The sequence below is a fragment of the Streptomyces sp. NBC_01260 genome, from assembly GCF_036226405.1.
GTDB classification, from domain to species: Bacteria; Actinomycetota; Actinomycetes; order Streptomycetales; family Streptomycetaceae; genus Streptomyces; species Streptomyces laculatispora.
On the sequence record NZ_CP108464.1, the window covers coordinates 1,752,289 to 1,767,826 of the forward strand.

Here is a 15,538-nt window from a genome sequence, read left to right on the forward strand (position 1 = left end):
CATGGCCGACACGCCGAAGAAGGACAGCACCGTCGCGGAGGAGCCGCAGGAGGAACGGGGCCCGAAGGGGTCACGCGACACCGGCTCGGACAAACCGTCGGGTGGTCCGAGTGACCGCCCCTCGGGCACCTCGGACAAGAAGTCGGACACCTCCGTACAGCCGCAGGAGCCCCGTGACCCGGACTCGCCCGACCTCCAGTCCGGCGGCGGCTGATGCCCGGACCACCCGGCCGGGGACCGCGGGCGCGGGGGGAGCTCATCAGGACGAACGAACCGGGCCGGACGGACTGCACGGACACCGGGCACAGGGTCGTGCCGCCGTGCGAGGAGGCCGTCCGGCACAGCGAGGGGTCCGGGACATCGGCCGGCGGCACGAGGCCGTCCCGCCGGCCGCGCACCCCGCGCGCCGGGGACCGGACCTGACGTGGCCGCCCGGGTACTGGTGGCAGGCATCGGCAATCTGTTCCTCGGCGACGACGGCTTCGGCCCGGAGGCCGTCCGCCGGCTGGCCCGCGACGGCGGACTGCCGCCGCAGGCAAGGGTGGTGGACTACGGCATCCGTGGCATGCACCTCGCGTACGACCTGCTGGACGGGTACGACGCGCTGGTGCTGGTCGACGCGTACCCGGGGGGCGGGGCGCCCGGGGAGCTGACGGTGCTGCGTATCGGCGCGGAGGACCTCGGTACGGGTGAATTCGACGCCCATGGGATGAATCCGGTCGCTGTCCTTGCAAACCTGGATCAATTGGGCGGTACTCTTCCGCTCACTTACCTCGTCGGCTGCACACCCGCCGGAGTCGAGGAGGGCATCGGGCTCAGCGAAGCCGTCGAAAGCGCGGTGCCCGAGGCCGTCCAGACAGTGCACACCCTGGTCCGGCAGCTCGTGCCGGCCGGACCACCCGTCCCGAACGCGTCCGTGAAGAGCGCCGAACCCCGGAGATCCTGATCATGTGCCTAGGCATTCCTGGCCGCGTCGTGGAAATCGTGGACGGGTATGCGGGCCAGCTGGCTCTGGTCGATGTGGAGGGCGCCAGACGCCGCGTCAACATCGGCATGCTCGACGAGGCACCCGGTTGCGACGACTGGGTGCTTCTTCACATGGGCTTCGCCGTCGAGCTCATCGACCGGGCGAAGGCCCGCAAGGCCCTGTCCGGCCTGGAGATGATGGGCCGCGGCCGGGCGGAGCGGGTCCGGCGCAGGTTCGAGGTGCGCGGGGTCGTGCAGGGCGTGGGCTTCCGGCCCTTCGTCTACGTCACCGCCTCCGAGCTGATGCTCACGGGCACGGTGACGAACACCGGCGACGGGGTGCTCGCCGAGGTCGAGGGACCCTCCGACGCGGTGGAGGAGTTCGGCCGCCGGCTCCGTACCGACGCCCCGCCGCTCGCGGTCGTCGAGGACGTGCGCACCAGCGAACAGCCGACGCGGGGCGGTACGGGCTTCACGATCGAGGAGTCCAGCGGGGGCGGCCGGGCCAGGACACTCGTCTCGCCCGACACCGCCACCTGCCGGGACTGCCTCGACGAGCTGGCCGACCCGGCGAACCGGCGCCACCGCCACCCCTTCATCACCTGTACGCACTGCGGTCCCCGGTTCACGATCGTCACCGGTCTCCCGTACGACCGGGCCGCCACCACGATGGCGGACTTCGAGATGTGCGGGGCCTGCCGGGCGGAGTACGAGGATCCGCGTGACCGGCGCTTCCACGCCCAGCCGATCGCCTGCCCCGACTGCGGACCGCGGCTCGAACTGGTCGGCGGGGACGGGCTGCCCCGTTCCCGTGACGAGGACGCGCTGCGGGCCGCTCGGGAGCTGCTCGCCGGCGGCGGAATCATCGCGGTCAAGGGGCTCGGCGGCTACCACCTGGTGTGCGACGCCCGAAACGGCACGGCCGTGGCCGAGCTGCGCCGGCGCAAGCGGCGCGGTTCGAAGCCCTTCGCGGTGATGGTGCCGGGGCTCGACGTGGCGCGGGAGCTGGTGACCGTCACGGCCGAGGAGGAGGAGCTCCTGACCGGCGGCCGCCGGCCGATCGTCCTCCTGCCCCGACGGGACTCGGCCGGGTCCGGGGCGTCCGGCTCCGGTGTGTCCGATGCCGTGGCGCCCGGGAGCCCCGACCTCGGACTGCTGCTTCCGTACACCCCGTTGCACGTCCTGCTCTTCGGGCTCGGTGCCGACCGGCCGGGCCCGGACGCGCTGGTCATGACGTCCGCCAATCTGTCGGGCGAGCCGATCGTCACCGACGACGAGGCCGCCCTCACCGCGCTGGCCCCGCTGGTCGACGCCTGGCTGCGCCACGACCGGCGCATCCATGTGCCGTGCGACGACTCGGTCAGCCGCTGGGTGGCCGGTGCCGAGCTGCCGATCCGCCGCTCGCGGGGATACGCCCCGCTGCCGCTCGCACTGCCCTTCGACGTGGAGCCGACGCTCGCCGTGGGCGCCGACCTCAAGAACACCTGTGCGCTGGGCGAGGGCCGCTACGCCTGGCTGAGCCAGCACATCGGCGACATGGACGACCTGTCCACGGTGGACGCGCTGACCCGTAGCGAGAGGCATCTGGAAGACCTCACCGGGGTGGCGCCCGCCCGGCTGGTGGCCGACCGTCACCCCGGCTATCACTCGGCCGGCTGGGCCCGTGCGCACGCGGCCGGGCGGCCGGTCCGCACGGTGCAGCACCACCACGCCCACATCGCGTCCGTGATGGCCGAGCACGGTCTGGGCGCGGACGAGCGCGTGATCGGCATCGCCTTCGACGGCACCGGTCACGGCGACGACGGCGCGGCCTGGGGCGGTGAGGTCCTGGTGGCGGGCTACGCGTCCTTCCACAGGGCCGCGCACCTGGGTTACGCAGCGCTGGCCGGGGGCGACGCGAGTGTGCTGCGTCCGTACCGGATGGCTCTGGCGCACCTGTACGCGGCCGGCATCCCCTGGGACGGGGACCTGCCCGCGGTCGCCGCGTGCCCGCCCGCGGAACGCGACGTGCTGGCGCATCAGTTCGCCACCGGGTTCGGCTGCGTGCCCACGTCGAGCATGGGCCGGCTCTTCGACGCCGTCGCGTCCCTGACCGGCGTCCGGCACGAGGTGGCGTACGAGGCGGAGGCCGCCATGGAGCTGGAGGGGCTGGCCCGGGGCGCACACGGTGTCCCCGCCGCTGCCGAGGGCGGCTACCGCTTCGGCATCCGGCCCGCAACGGGCGAGGAGCCCGCGATCGCCGATCCGGGGCCGGTCGTCCGGGCCGTCGTGTCCGACGTACGGGCCGGCGTTCCCGCCGGGCTGATCGCCGCGCGCTTCCACGCGTCCGTCGCCGCCATGGTCATCGAACTCGCAGACCACTGCCGTACGCACACCGGTCTCGGCACCGTGGCTCTGGGCGGCGGCGTCTTCCAGAACGCCGTACTGCTCGAAGCAGCGCAACAGGGCCTGGCGGAGGCAGGTTTCACCGTCCTGCGGCCCCGGCTGCTCCCGCCGAACGACGGCGGGATCGCCCTCGGCCAGCTCATGATCGCCGCGGCCGGCTGACCGCCCGGCGCCTCCCGTACCCAAGGGATTCACAGAGAAGAGAAACCATGTGTCTCGCTGTTCCGGGGCGTGTCCTCAGTACCGCAGAAGTCGACGGCACCGTGATGGCCGAGGTCGACTTCGGTGGGGTGCGCAAAGAGGTGTGCCTCCAGTACATCCCCGATGTGACCGTCGGTGAATACGTCATCGTGCACGTCGGATTCGCCATTCAGCGCCTCGACGAAGCCTCCGCCCAGGACACCCTGGCCAACTTCGAACGGCTCGGCATCCTCGCCGAGGAGTTCGGGGACGGCTTCGAACTCGCCGCACAGCAGAGCACGTCACCCGAAGGAGCCGGCCGGTGAAGTACCTCGAAGAGTTCAGCGACCCCGACCTCGCGAAGAAGCTGATCGACGAGATCCATGCGGCCACCACGCAGAAGTGGGCGATGATGGAGGTCTGCGGCGGACAGACCCACTCGATCATCCGGCACGGCATCGACCAGCTCCTCCCCGAAGGCGTGGAGATGATCCACGGGCCGGGATGTCCCGTCTGTGTCACCCCGCTGGAGACCATCGACCGGGCACTGGCGATCGCCGCCCGCCCCGGTGTCATCTTCTGCTCGTTCGGCGACATGCTGCGCGTGCCGGGCAGCAGCCAGGACCTGTTCTCCGTCAAGAGCGCCGGCGGCGACGTACGCGTGGTGTACTCACCCCTCGACGCGCTGAAACTGGCCCGCGAGAACCCGGACCGTGAGGTCGTCTTCTTCGGGATCGGGTTCGAGACCACCGCCCCCGCCAACGCGATGACGGTGTACCAGGCCAAGCAGCTGGGGGTCAGGAACTTCTCGCTGCTGGTGTCCCACGTCCTGGTACCGCCCGCGATCGCCGCGATCATGGAGTCCCCGGCCTGCCGGGTGCAGGCGTTCCTCGCCGCCGGTCATGTGTGCAGTGTGATGGGGACGGCCGAGTACCCTCCGCTGGCGCAGAAGTACAAGGTTCCGATCGTGGTCACCGGCTTCGAGCCGCTGGACATCCTCGAAGGCGTCCGCCGGACCGTCCTCCAGCTCGAAGCGGGCCGCCACGAGGTGGAGAACGCCTACCCCCGGGCCGTACGCGACGAGGGCAACGCGCCCGCCATGAAGATGCTCGCCGACGTCTTCGAGGTGACGGACCGGACCTGGCGCGGCATCGGGGCGATTCCCCGCAGCGGCTGGCGGCTCTCCGGGAAGTACCGGGAGTTCGACGCGGAGCAGCGGTTCGACGTGGCGGACATCCACACCGCCGAGTCGTCGCTCTGCCGATCGGGCGAGGTCCTCCAGGGCCTGATCAAACCGCACCTGTGCGAGGCGTTCGGCAAGGAATGCACGCCGAGGAACCCGCTCGGCGCGACCATGGTGTCGTCCGAGGGCGCGTGCGCCGCGTACTACACCCACCGCCGCCTGGAACTGGTCGATGCGAAGTGACGGACGCCATGCAGGACTTGACTGAAGCGACGCAGGACATGACCGGCACGATGGGCGACGCCTGCGACGCGCTGCCGGGGCCGGCCGGGCTGGACTTCGAGGGATGGACCTGTCCCCTGCCGCTGCGGGACGTCCCGTCCATCGTGATGGGCCACGGTGGCGGCGGCGCGATGTCCGGCGAGCTGATCGAGCATCTGTTCCTGCCCGCGTACGGGGCCGCGGCAGCCGCCGAGCTCGGTGACTCGGCCGTCCTGACGGTCGGCTCCGACACCCGTCTCGCCTTCTCCACGGACTCGTTCGTGGTGAAGCCGATGTTCTTCCCGGGCGGGTCGATCGGTGACCTGGCGGTGAACGGGACGGTCAACGACCTGGCCATGTCGGGTGCGAATCCGCTGTTCCTGTCGACCGCCTTCATCCTTGCGGAGGGCACCGAGCTGAGCGTCCTCGGCCGGATCGCGCGGGCGGTGGGCCGGGCGGCCGAGGCCGCCGGCGTCCGGCTGGTCACCGGGGACACCAAGGTCGTGGAGCGCGCCAGTGGTGACGGCGTCTACCTCAACACCTCGGGCATCGGCGTGGTGCCGGCCGGTGTCGACATTCACGCGCGCCGGGCGCGCCCCGGCGACGCCGTGCTCGTCAGCGGCGACATCGGGGTGCACGGGGTGGCGGTGATGAGCTGCCGGGAGGGCCTGGAGTTCGGTACGACGGTCGAGAGCGACACCGCTCCGCTGCACGGGCTGGTCGCCGCCATGCTCGCCACCGGTACGGACGTCCATGTGCTCCGGGACCCCACGCGCGGGGGTGTCTCCGCGTCGCTGAACGAGATCGCCCGTGCTTCGGAGGTGGGCATCGAGCTGGTCGAGCGGCTGCTGCCGGTGCCGCCCGCGGTGCGGGACGCGTGCAGTCTGCTCGGGCTCGACCCGCTCCAGGTGGCCAACGAGGGCAAGCTGATCGCCATCGTGCCCGCCGCGGAAGCGGACCGGGTGCTGGCCGCGATGCGGGCGCACCCCCTGGGCCGGTCCGCGTGCAGGATCGGCAGCTGCGTTCCGGATCACGCCGGGATGGTGGTCGCGAGGACGAGCCTGGGCGGGAGCCGGGTGATCGGGCTGCCGATCGGCGAACAACTGCCGAGGATCTGCTGAGTGAGCGCTGAGGGCGCGCTGATGTTCGCGCGATACGCGTACCCGCCCAATGAGCTCGGCTACTGCGGACCCGCTGACGCGGCGGCCCTCCTGCGCCGGGAGGCGACCGCCGACATCGAGCGGCGGGCCCGGCAGTTCGAGGGGGCCTGGTGCTATCTCCAGTTCCTCGCGGAGACGGCCGGGCTCCCGGACCCGCTCGATGTGCGGGTGGTCGAGGCCTACTGGATCGGCAACGAGCTGCTGGAGCTGGCCGATCCCGCCGCCCTGGTCGCACGCCTGACGGACCGTTTCCGCGGCCAGCTGGGCGGTACCTGGCGTGAGGCGGCGCGGCGGGCCCTGGCCCACCACAGCTTTCAGGTGTTCGAGGTGTATCCGTGGGCGCCGATGCTCCGGCCGGACGGGAATCCGACCGCCCTGTCCGTCCTGGACCGGTGCCGCATCCGGACGGGCGAGGTTCTCACGGGCGGCGACGAGGTGGCGACCGTACGGTCCCGTCCGCTGGTCTGGGACGGCACCGCGACCGCCACCGGCGACTGGCAGGAGGAGACCGTGCGCCTCTCGGCCGGCGGGCGGACGCTGATCGACGGCGTCTCCCCCGGCGACCGGGTGGCACTGCACTGGGACTGGGTGTGCGACGTGCTCAGCGAGGAGCAGGCCCTGCGCATCGAGTCCTTCGAGGCGCGCACCCGCACCGGGCTGGGCCTGCTCGTTCCGTAGGCCACGGCCCGGCACGCACGAAGGGGGGCGCCCGGGCAGCTCGGGGTTGCCCCGCAGGCTGCCGACGCTGGAGTTGCTGACGATGGCCCCCGTCCCGCCGGTCGCCCGGATCGCGGCGACCTCGGCGACCATGGCCAGCCAGGGGCCCCTGAGGTTCACGGCGTAGACGTGGTCGAGGACTTCTCCGCACTGGCACCGCGCGACCGCAATCTGGTGCGCAAGGTCTTCCTCGGGCCGGCCCCGCAGGGGCAGCGGCTGTACGCAGTGTCGGACGCGGACGGGTTCGCCCGCGCCTCGGCCCGGCAACTGCGCGCCACCGCCGCCCGCTACCCCGACGATCCCGAGGTGACCCGGCTGGTGGACGAACTCCTCTCCGGAAGCGCTGAGTTCGCCCGGCTGTGGGCCTCCCACGACGTCTGCGCCGAACCCACCCTGCGCAAGACCTTCCAGCACCCGCTGGTCGGCCCGGTCACGGTCAACTGCGACGCCCTGGACCTGCGGGACCGCGACCAGCGGGTCGTCATCTACACCGCCACACCCGGCTCACCGTCCGAGGAAGTACTGCGGCTGTTGTCGGTCGTCGGCACGCAGCGCATGGACGTGCCCGGCTGAGCCGCGTCGCGGCGCGGTCCGGCCGTGGAGCCGTCGGGGTGCGCCGAACGCGCCGCCGGCGAAGTCGGGCCGACGCCACCTCGGTTCCGTTCAGAGCGAGTTGATCTCCTCGCCGGACAGTACCCCGGCCCAGGTGCGCACCTCGTCGATGTCGCCGTCGAGGTGGTGGGCCCCGACTCCGTCGGCTGCGGAGCCCCGGCCGGCCTGGAGGAACCTCGTCCCACATCACGAACGTGTCGTCGCCGCAGGAGAGGCCAGCGCCCTTCGCCCGGTCCCCGCGCGTGATCCTGGAGACGTCCTGCCGCGTGGCGGTGGCAGCCATGACAGGGATCATGACGGTGCCGACGGCGCCGGGTCCGGCCACCACCCAGCCCCAGTCCATGCCGTCATGCCAAGCGGCGCACCCCACGACGAGGAAGAACGGGAACGCCGACATGCAGAGCGCGTCGAACACCGGATTGCCGACGAACACACCGGTACGGCTGCGCATTGCCTCTCCTTCACGCCAGCCCGACCGCACCGACCACGACCGCCGCCACCCCCGTGAGCAGCAGGGCGGCCACGAAGGCGACGCTCCTCGCGCCGGATCGGCGGTCGGCCGCGCGGTCGGGTGTGCAGACGGACGGGTCGGTGGGGGCGTAGTGCATGGTCAGGGCCCGGTGGAGGGAGCGGCCGGGGTCGGGGATGTGCTCACGGGACAGGACGGTGACGTGCGTGCCCTCGCGGGTGGTGAACGTGACGACGGGGGCGTGGTTGACGATGTCGCCGGCCTCGTCGTCGGCGTAGACGTCCGTGGTGACGGCCACGACACTCGCCGGGACGGCGACCGCCGAGGCGAGCAGGACGTTGCGGGCGCTCACCATGCGGATGTCGCGGCTGCGCGCCGCGAGGGCGGTCAGCAGGGCGCCGAAGCCGAGCAGCGCCCACGGGTATCCCCAGCGGACGGTCGCGTGGATCACCAGCCCGATGAGCAGCAGGATGACTGCGCAGTCGGGGCCGCCGCGTCCGTTCTTCTCGCCCGCGACGTCGAGCACGACGGCGAATCGGAGCGGTTGGCCGGGTGGGTAGCGCACCTCGAACTCGCGCCCCACCCAGGCCTCCTGGATCACGTCGCCGTGTCTTCCGGCGTTCGGCAGGGTGAACTCCTGACCGGTGACCGGGTCCTGGAACGCGATCGTCACCGGTATGCCGGGCCTCTTGGACGCGCCGTGGGCCGGCTGTCCCACCGCCACGATCCGCGCCTTCACCCACACCGCGCGCTGGGCCCGGGTCACCCCGGCGAGCGAGCGGCCGTAGCCGAGCAGGGCCAGGCAGGTCGGCAGCAACCACCAGAATTCCAGCACTTCCTGACAAGACATCAGAGATCTACCCGGAACAGACCGCCGACCGGATCCACGACGGCGGTGAGCCGCAGGCCCGCGCGGAGGCCGGGATGGTTGGTGCGGTGCCAGGTCATCTCAAACGTCCGGAACCCCGGCTCGCTGACCCGCAGACCGACCTCCACGCCGGGACTCTCTCCGTGCCAGTCGAAGTCGGTCAGGCCGGTGATCTCCGCGGCCGCCGGAACCCCGACGGCGTCGAGCCGCCGGTTCTGTTCCCTCTCGGTGACGGTGTGGCCCCAGAGTCCGAGGCCCAGGGGCAGGAAGACCACCGTGAACACAATGCCGATGATCACGACGTCCGCGCCGGTGAAGAGGGCGAGGCCCATCATGACCGGTCCGCACAGACACATCAGGGCGGCCGCTTCGTACTGCCCACGGCCGGCCCTCGACATCCGCGTCCACCGGATCCCGCCCCCGCCGTCGCCCATGTCAGTGCTCCGGGGTCCCGGCCGGGCTCCGCGCCGGCTGTTCCGCCAGGGCCTCAAGACCGGGGAGCGGGTGGTATGCGTTCGTCGGCGCCCCGTACAGCGGTGGCGAGGTCACGGGGTCACGCCGTCCCCGGCGTAGAGGTAGCCGCCCGGCCGGGCGGGGTCGGCGATCAGCAGTACCTGGTCGCCGGTGCGGGGGATGCGCAGCTTGGAGACGATGGTCTGGAGGGTGATCCGGTCGGTGGTTCCGGGCGGCTGGAGGACCAGGTCGACGACCGGGTCGAAGTTGACCAGTCGGCCGGTGTCGCTGACCGACACGACGACGACGGGTGTGGTCGGCACCCCCGCGGCGAGCAACTGCTGGACGTCGTGGCCGGACTGGTACGCGCCGATCGACTGCTGGACCTTGGCAAAGTCCTCCGCGCCGAGGAACGCGCGCGTGGTGCGCCCGTAGAAGCCCTTGCCGCTCGCCACCTTGCCGACGATCTCGGCGGCCCGCTCCTCGCGGTTCTTGCCCCGCTTCCCGAAGATTCCCATGACTGCTGCTCCTTGTGGTGATGACGGGTGCCCGGTGCGGTGCACGGGGGGAAGGCTAGGCGGGCCGTGACACCTACCGATCCCAGGTTCGCCCGCCTTTTCGTGGACCACGTACGCTCCCCCCATGCCGCCCCCGAGCCAGCCGACCGGTGAGCCCCGACCGCGCGCCATGGTCATCGACCGGGCCTGGCGTGACCTCGGGCCGGGGCTTCAAGCGCTGAGCGGGCCCGGTGGGGCGCCGCTGACCCGGACGGTCAAGCTGATCGTGCTGCCGTTGGTCGTCAGGCCGGCGCTGTGTCCCGAACTCGCGGTGGACTTCCTCGGGCCGGCCGAGGCCGCGCGCCTCGACGCGCTGATCCGGGAGTCCGGTACGCGTCTTGTGGCGACGGCACAGTGGTTCACGCTGCTCAAGAAGGCCCGCAGGGCTTTGGGCGTCGTGGCGGGCAATCCCCAGGATCTCTACTTCCAACGGTGCTTCGAACTGGCCACCCGGCACGGAGCTCCCTCTGCCGGTGCGGACGCGGTGGCCCGGGCCGTGGTCGAGGACGTGGCGGACGCGGGCGGCGGGCGCACGGTGGAGGCGCTGAAGAATCATCTGGCGGACGCCGTACGGCACGCCCGGCTCGACCGAGAACTGACCGCCGCGTGGGAGAGCCGTCGAACGGTTCCGGCCGCGGATGTGGCCGAAGCGGTGGCGCGGGCGGCCGAGGTCCTGGGGGTGTGCGGTGCGCCGGGGCAGGCGGTGAGCTCCCCGGCGTACACGTCCATGGTCGAGGCTGAGCACGGCGGGTTGTTCGGCCGGGCCCTGTGGGCGCACGCGAGCGGGGTCTGGGGCGGCGCGGACCAGCCCGCCCATCTGGGGCTGACCGTGCGGCAGGTGCCGGCGTGCCCGGAGGTCGGCCGGAGCGCCTCGACCGCGACGCTTCCCGCGCCGCTGGACCGCACGCTCTTCGAGCGGCTCTTCCTGGTCCTGCACTCGTCGGCCCGGCGCGAGGAACTGCCGACGCTGCCGGAGCTCGTCGGGCGGGAGGTCGGCCGCAGTTGCGCTCCGCTCGGCCTGCACGACGAGAGCCTGCGCGTCACCGTCGTCCTCGGCGGGCGGCTCGCGGTCGGCCTCGATCCCCTGGGCACCGGGGAAGGTCCGCAGGGGCGGACCGCGGCGCACCGGGCCGTCAACAGCCGCTGGCGCCGGGAGGCTTCGGTCCTGCGCGCCCGCAGGATGACCGTGTCTCCCCGCCCCGACCCGGAGGGCGGTGCCCTGGACGCCCTCGCCCAGGACCTCCGTACCCCCTGGGCGGCCTACATGCGGCGGCTGTGGGTGCGGCTGCACGGGCGGGATGTCCGCGGCGCACCGCTGGGGGACCTCGCGTCGGCCTGGGCGGTGCTCGACGGCGTCGCCCGCTCGGTGATGATGGACCACCGCGCCAGGGTCCGGTCGGCGCTGCGCACGCTGTCGGCGACGTCGGTGACGGAGACAGCAACCGCCGTGGCGGCGACCAAGCCGAGGAGCGCGTGATGGCGGGGGCCGGAACGGAGGTCCACGTCGGCAGGGACGGGGACGGCACGATCCGGGTCGCCGCCGGCCCTTTCGCCGGTGCCGACTTCACCCAGGCGGTTCTCGACGTCTCGGGAGCGGTTCTGCTCTGGCCCGTCCTCGCGGGCCCGGCGACCCTGCCGGTGGCAGAGGTGTACGACGTGGGGCGGACGCAGCAGTGGCTGTGGGCGGTCTACGGCGAGCGCGTCGCCGCGGCTGTGCACACGTGCGCGGCGGCGGGCGGGCCGACCTCGGTACGGGTGACGGCGTGCCTGACGGATCTCGCGGGTGCCGCCGCCCGGCTCGGCTTCGGCCACTGGGCGGCCCGGTGGTGGCCGACGTCGTACACGGACGGGATCGCGGAGCTCGAAGCGGACGTGCTCGGACTGGAGTTGGCCGCGCTGACCCACCGATGCCAGCAGTTGTTCGACGACTTCGGCGATCAGCCCGACGACTGCGCGGCCGAACTGATCGAGGAGCACCGGGCCGCCCTCGACCCGCTGACCGAGTGGTGGCGCTCGGCGGCACAACCGGCGGACGCGGCAAGCCACTTGGAGAGCGTCCTGCGGATGGTCGACGACGCGGCGGACGGCGCCGGGCTCGACTGGCCGGAGCTGCGCCGCCTCCGTGCGGCCCTCGACCAGCGCCGTCCGGCCGGGACCCCGGCCGACCCCGGCGCGCTGTTCGCCCACCAGGACGGCTACGCCCTTGCGGCGGGCGTTCCACCCACCGCCGGCGGCCGGGTGATCGCCCGGGGACCGGGGACCAACGACTGGCGCCGCTACCCGCCGGGGTTCGTCGACGCCGCCGAGGACGCGGTGTCCTGGACCGCTCGCGCGCTCGGCGCGCAGCGGCAGATCGAGGTCGAGGCCGTCGCGCACAACGCGGCACCCGCCGCCGACCCGGCCCTCGTCGCGGAGGTCCAGGTGAACGGTGGTCGCCCGCACCGGGTGCCCCTGGCCAGACGGGACGATCTGTGGGCCGGCCGGGCGACTCTGGATCTTGCTCCGGACCCGGCTCTGGCCCTTGTCACGCCGATGCCGCCGCTCGTCGAGGTCGGTGTCCTGCTGCCCGGCTTCGACCCGGGCCCCAGCCTCGGCGGCCGCGCCGACCGCGACGCGATCCGTGCCCTGGCCCGGCGCCGGCTGGCCGACACCGTTCGGCCCCAGGCGTTCGACACCTTCGCCGGGCCGTTCCTCGCCGAGATCGTCGCCGCCGCTGCCACCAGTGAGGACTACTGAGGATGACGGACGAGGACAACGCGCCGGTACAGCTTTACGGAGACCCGTTCGACAGCGGCTTCGCCCTGGCCCACGAGCATCACATGGCCGCGGACTACGCTGCCGCGTACGCCGTCTACGAGGAACTGCTCGCCCTGGCCGAGTCCCTGGAGGACTCCCCCGACGTACGGTTCCTGCGCGCGCACCTGCTGGCCGACCTCACGAGCGTCCTCCTCGGCGCCTCCGATTTTCCCAGGGCTGAGGACACCGTCGACCGCTCTCGCGCCCTGCTCGACGGCATCGCGTCGGCGCCGATGGGGCCGCGGGGGCGTCAACTGTGGCTGGAAGTGGTGCTGCGGACACTGATCGCCAGATCCGACCTGCTGCGCAGGACGGGACGTCTGGACGAGGCGCTGGCGTGTCTCGACGAGGCGGCGGCCGGACTGGCCGAGTTCGACGATCCCGACGGACTGCGCGGCTCCGAGACCGGCCTGAGCCGGATGCTCCTGCTGATGGACCGGGGCGAGTGGGGAACGGCCGAGGAGCAGGCCACGCTCCTGCTGTCCACCACTCCGGCGACCGCGGCGGAGACCGCGCCACGTCTACTGACCTCGCTCGGCGTGATCTGCTCCGCGACCGGCCGGTTCGACGAGGCCGAGGACTACTTCGCCCGCGCGGACGACGGCTTCCGGGCGTTGGGGGACACCGGTGAGCAGCAGACGCTGCTCGTGCACCGGGCGAACATCGCGATGCACCGGGGCGAACCGGACCGCGCGGAGCGGTTGCTCACCGAGGCGTCCGCGTTCTTCGAGGAACAGCGACGGTTCGGTGAACTGGCGGTCTGTGAGCAGTCCCGGAGCCTCATCAGCGCCCAGCGCGGCGACGCCGCGGGAGCGAGCGACCTCATCACGGCGAGCCTGGAGCGGTTCGCGCAACTCGGCGCCGCGGTCGCCGCCGCCGACGCCATGCTGCTCGGCGCCCAGCACTCGTACGAGCGGGGCGACACCGAGGAGATGAAGCGGCTGGCCCAGGAAGCCCGCGACGTCTACCAGGAACGGGAGATCCACGAGCGCTGTGCCCAGGTCGATCTCCTGCTCGCGCGAACCCTTGAGGACAACCTGAACCGGACCGACCACGGCGACCACGAGCCTCGGTCCATCGCCAACGCGCTCTCCCTCGCCGTCCCCGCCGCACTGACCCTGGCCGCGGCGCGCCACGACTTCGTCACCGCCCACGCGCGCAGCCAGTGGCTGGAACTGGCCGACGACGCCATGCGGTTGGTCTTCCGCCTCGCCGTACGCAGCCAGGACCAGGGGCTCCTCTTCGAACTGGTGGAACACCGCTGCGCGGGCGCGGCACTGGCCTGGGGCGGTGCACCGGGCTCCGTCGCGTCCCCCGAAGACACGGCACCGGTCTTTCCGGACGCGGGCATGAAGGCGTACGGCCACCCCGACGGCGGTGCGATGACGCTGGGCGGTGTGGCGGCCGAGGCCGCCGCCTCCGCGGGCCTGCGCGTCGCGCCGCCGCCGAAGGTGCGGATGTCGGCGGAATCCGGCCGGGTCGCGCTCCAGGAGTACATCTCGGCGGCCGAGTTCCGCTATCGGCGTCGGATCGTGGACAAGGACGAGGTGCCGTTCTGGATCACCGACGAGCTGTCGAGCCGCCCGGTGGTCCAGATCCGGCTGGCCGACGCCGGCGACCTGTTCATGACCTGGACATGGGCCGGCGGCGCCCGAGGGTTCGGTACCGGCCAGGGGCCCGCCGCCGAAGTCGACCGGGCGGTGGCCGAGTTGGCCGCCGCGCTGCCCGGGGCGGGCGAGGGCGCAAAGGCCATGCGACAGGCTTTCACCACGGGCGCGCTGGCCGGTCACGACACGGAGCACCGGCTTGCGCGGACGCTGGCCGAGGCGCTGTGGCCGGAGGGGCTGACGGCACAAATACGCCAGGTGTCGGAACGCGTGGGCCGCCCGCTGGTACGCATCCAGCCCTCGCCCCGGGTCGCCCAGGTCCCCTGGGAACTGCTGGCCGTCGATGAGGACGATGTCCGGCTCATCGATCTGGCGGACGTGGTGACCACCGCGCCGACGTCACTGCGACGACAGAACACCTCGGACCGTCCGGCGCGTGACACCGGCCCGGTCGTCCTCGTCCTCGATCCCCGGGTGCCCGGATTCCGGGCCGATTCCCCGCTCGGCTCGGTCCTGGGACCGCCCGGCTCGGATTCGGAGCTGCTGTCGTTGGTCCAGGGCCGTCTCGACACTGGCGCCGTCGAGCCGTCCCTCGGCGCCCCGGCGGAGGCGTTCCGCCGCACCGATCTGGACCGGGACTGGCTGAGCGGCGTGCTCCGCAAGGGGGCACGCCGACTGATGTATGTCGGGCACGTCAGCGGGGCACCGGTCGAAGGCGGGCAGAGCGAGGACGGCACCCTCCATCTGTGCTGCGGACCGGACAGCACCGGCCTGACCGAGCCGGTGCGCACCCACCGCCCTCTGTCGGCCAAGGACCTCCTGCTGGGCACGCTTCCCCTGCGAGCGGACGGGGAATCGGGTGCGCGGATCTGGCCCGCGCCACCGCGTGTCGCCCTGATCGGCTGCGAGAGCGGCGGCGATCTGCGGTTCGCCGAGTCCTTCGGCCTGTCCACGGCGATGCTGCACAACGGTGCCGAACTGGTCACCGCCACCCGTTGGGTCCTGCCGACCAGCTTCGCGTTCCACCGGCTGGCCGGTCTGCCCGAGTCCCTGCGCCCCCTGTCGGAGGCGATCATCGCCGTCGACACCGCCCACGAGCACCACGACCCCGTGCACCGGCTCGGCCGCTGGCAGCGCGAGCAACTCGACCGCTGGCGCGCCGGCGGCAGGATCGAGCACTCGCCCCTGCTGTGGGCGGCCTTGACCTGCATCGTCGTGTGACCGCGAGCGAGATACCGCGACGACGTCGGCCAGGGCCGTGGCCAGGAGTTCCGCCGGCAACCGGTACGAGTGAAACATCCGAAAGGCCATGCGTGCAGGCCGC

General features: G+C 72.5%; 13 protein-coding genes and 2 pseudogenes. 11 read left to right on the plus strand and 4 right to left on the minus strand.

Annotated elements, in window-relative coordinates:
• Nucleotide 1: 1 nt before the first annotated feature.
• The 7 genes from OG322_RS07645 to OG322_RS07675 all read left to right on the plus strand — a co-directional run bounded on the left by OG322_RS07645 (nt 2) and on the right by OG322_RS07675 (nt 6,813).
• On the plus strand, nt 2-214 hold the full coding sequence (locus OG322_RS07645; RefSeq protein ID WP_207316338.1) for a hypothetical protein: 213 nt from the start codon (nt 2-4) through the stop codon (nt 212-214).
• 210 nt (nt 215-424) lie between these two features.
• Nucleotides 425-946: a hydrogenase maturation protease gene (locus tag OG322_RS07650; protein ID WP_123462880.1), complete on the plus strand. Its 522-nt coding sequence runs from the start codon at nt 425-427 to the stop codon at nt 944-946.
• A 2-nt stretch (nt 947-948) separates the two neighbouring features.
• Entirely contained in the window at nt 949-3,513 is a 2,565-nt protein-coding gene (gene hypF / locus OG322_RS07655) for a carbamoyltransferase HypF (RefSeq protein WP_329306237.1), read from the plus strand.
• 47 nt (nt 3,514-3,560) lie between these two features.
• Entirely contained in the window at nt 3,561-3,857 is a 297-nt protein-coding gene (locus OG322_RS07660) for a HypC/HybG/HupF family hydrogenase formation chaperone (protein ID WP_123462876.1), read from the plus strand.
• Nucleotides 3,854-4,957 carry a hydrogenase formation protein HypD gene (hypD, locus tag OG322_RS07665; RefSeq protein ID WP_123462874.1) on the plus strand — a complete coding sequence of 368 codons (1,104 nt, stop codon included), beginning with the start codon at nt 3,854-3,856 and terminating at the stop codon, nt 4,955-4,957. The genes OG322_RS07660 and hypD overlap by 4 nt, the downstream gene beginning before the upstream one ends.
• A gap of 50 nt (nt 4,958-5,007) precedes the next feature.
• Nucleotides 5,008-6,096, plus strand: a complete 1,089-nt coding sequence (gene hypE, locus OG322_RS07670; protein ID WP_124286081.1) for a hydrogenase expression/formation protein HypE — start codon at nt 5,008-5,010, stop codon at nt 6,094-6,096.
• Nucleotides 6,097-6,813: a DUF6390 family protein gene (locus tag OG322_RS07675; protein ID WP_329306238.1), complete on the plus strand. Its 717-nt coding sequence runs from the start codon at nt 6,097-6,099 to the stop codon at nt 6,811-6,813.
• Between the two features lie 33 nt (nt 6,814-6,846).
• On the opposite strand, the pseudogene OG322_RS07680 reads toward OG322_RS07675, so the two are convergent.
• Nucleotides 6,847-6,987 (minus strand): annotated as a pseudogene (locus tag OG322_RS07680) (short-chain dehydrogenase); the annotation flags it as partial.
• Between OG322_RS07680 and OG322_RS07685 the strand changes: the two are divergent.
• Nucleotides 6,982-7,425: pseudogene (locus tag OG322_RS07685) on the plus strand (MmyB family transcriptional regulator); the annotation flags it as partial. The pseudogenes OG322_RS07680 and OG322_RS07685 overlap by 6 nt on opposite strands.
• Before the next feature lie 500 nt (nt 7,426-7,925).
• Here the strand turns inward: OG322_RS07685 and OG322_RS07690 are convergent.
• From OG322_RS07690 to OG322_RS07700, 3 genes are all read right to left on the minus strand, one after another.
• Nucleotides 7,926-8,783 carry a DUF3592 domain-containing protein gene (locus tag OG322_RS07690; protein WP_124285403.1) on the minus strand — a complete coding sequence of 286 codons (858 nt, stop codon included), beginning with the start codon at nt 8,781-8,783 and terminating at the stop codon, nt 7,926-7,928.
• The gene (locus OG322_RS07695) at nt 8,783-9,235 is read right to left on the minus strand and encodes a hypothetical protein (RefSeq protein WP_123462870.1); all 453 of its coding nucleotides are present in this window, start codon (nt 9,233-9,235) and stop codon (nt 8,783-8,785) included. The genes OG322_RS07690 and OG322_RS07695 overlap by 1 nt, the downstream gene beginning before the upstream one ends.
• A gap of 111 nt (nt 9,236-9,346) precedes the next feature.
• Complete coding sequence (locus OG322_RS07700) at nt 9,347-9,772, minus strand: hypothetical protein (RefSeq protein WP_123462868.1); 426 nt, start codon at nt 9,770-9,772, stop codon at nt 9,347-9,349.
• A 124-nt stretch (nt 9,773-9,896) separates the two neighbouring features.
• On the opposite strand from OG322_RS07700, the gene OG322_RS07705 reads away from it, so the two are divergent.
• Genes OG322_RS07705 through OG322_RS07715 form a run of 3 tightly spaced genes read left to right on the plus strand, consistent with a single transcriptional unit; the run spans nt 9,897 to nt 15,435 of the window.
• Nucleotides 9,897-11,288 carry a hypothetical protein gene (locus tag OG322_RS07705; RefSeq protein WP_124285401.1) on the plus strand — a complete coding sequence of 464 codons (1,392 nt, stop codon included), beginning with the start codon at nt 9,897-9,899 and terminating at the stop codon, nt 11,286-11,288.
• Nucleotides 11,288-12,547, plus strand: coding sequence for a hypothetical protein (locus tag OG322_RS07710; protein WP_329306239.1), 1,260 nt, complete (start codon nt 11,288-11,290; stop codon nt 12,545-12,547). The genes OG322_RS07705 and OG322_RS07710 overlap by 1 nt, the downstream gene beginning before the upstream one ends.
• A 2-nt stretch (nt 12,548-12,549) precedes the next feature.
• Nucleotides 12,550-15,435, plus strand: a complete 2,886-nt coding sequence (locus OG322_RS07715) for a hypothetical protein (RefSeq protein WP_329306240.1) — start codon at nt 12,550-12,552, stop codon at nt 15,433-15,435.
• The last annotated feature ends 103 nt before the right edge of the window (nt 15,436-15,538 follow it).

Excerpts from the sequence above, each read along its gene's own strand:
- OG322_RS07645 (WP_207316338.1), top strand. The coding sequence starts at position 2 with ATGGCCGACACGCCGAAGAAGGACAGCACCGTCGCGGAGGAGCCGCAG.
- hypF (WP_329306237.1), top strand. The coding sequence starts at position 949 with ATGTGCCTAGGCATTCCTGGCCGCGTCGTGGAAATCGTGGACGGGTAT.
- OG322_RS07660 (WP_123462876.1), top strand. The coding sequence starts at position 3,561 with ATGTGTCTCGCTGTTCCGGGGCGTGTCCTCAGTACCGCAGAAGTCGAC.
- hypE (WP_124286081.1), top strand. The coding sequence starts at position 5,008 with ATGGGCGACGCCTGCGACGCGCTGCCGGGGCCGGCCGGGCTGGACTTC.
- OG322_RS07690 (WP_124285403.1), bottom strand. The coding sequence starts at position 8,783 with ATGTCTTGTCAGGAAGTGCTGGAATTCTGGTGGTTGCTGCCGACCTGC.
- OG322_RS07695 (WP_123462870.1), bottom strand. The coding sequence starts at position 9,235 with ATGGGCGACGGCGGGGGCGGGATCCGGTGGACGCGGATGTCGAGGGCC.
- OG322_RS07700 (WP_123462868.1), bottom strand. The coding sequence starts at position 9,772 with ATGGGAATCTTCGGGAAGCGGGGCAAGAACCGCGAGGAGCGGGCCGCC.
- OG322_RS07705 (WP_124285401.1), top strand. The coding sequence starts at position 9,897 with ATGCCGCCCCCGAGCCAGCCGACCGGTGAGCCCCGACCGCGCGCCATG.
- OG322_RS07710 (WP_329306239.1), top strand. The coding sequence starts at position 11,288 with ATGGCGGGGGCCGGAACGGAGGTCCACGTCGGCAGGGACGGGGACGGC.
- OG322_RS07715 (WP_329306240.1), top strand. The coding sequence starts at position 12,550 with ATGACGGACGAGGACAACGCGCCGGTACAGCTTTACGGAGACCCGTTC.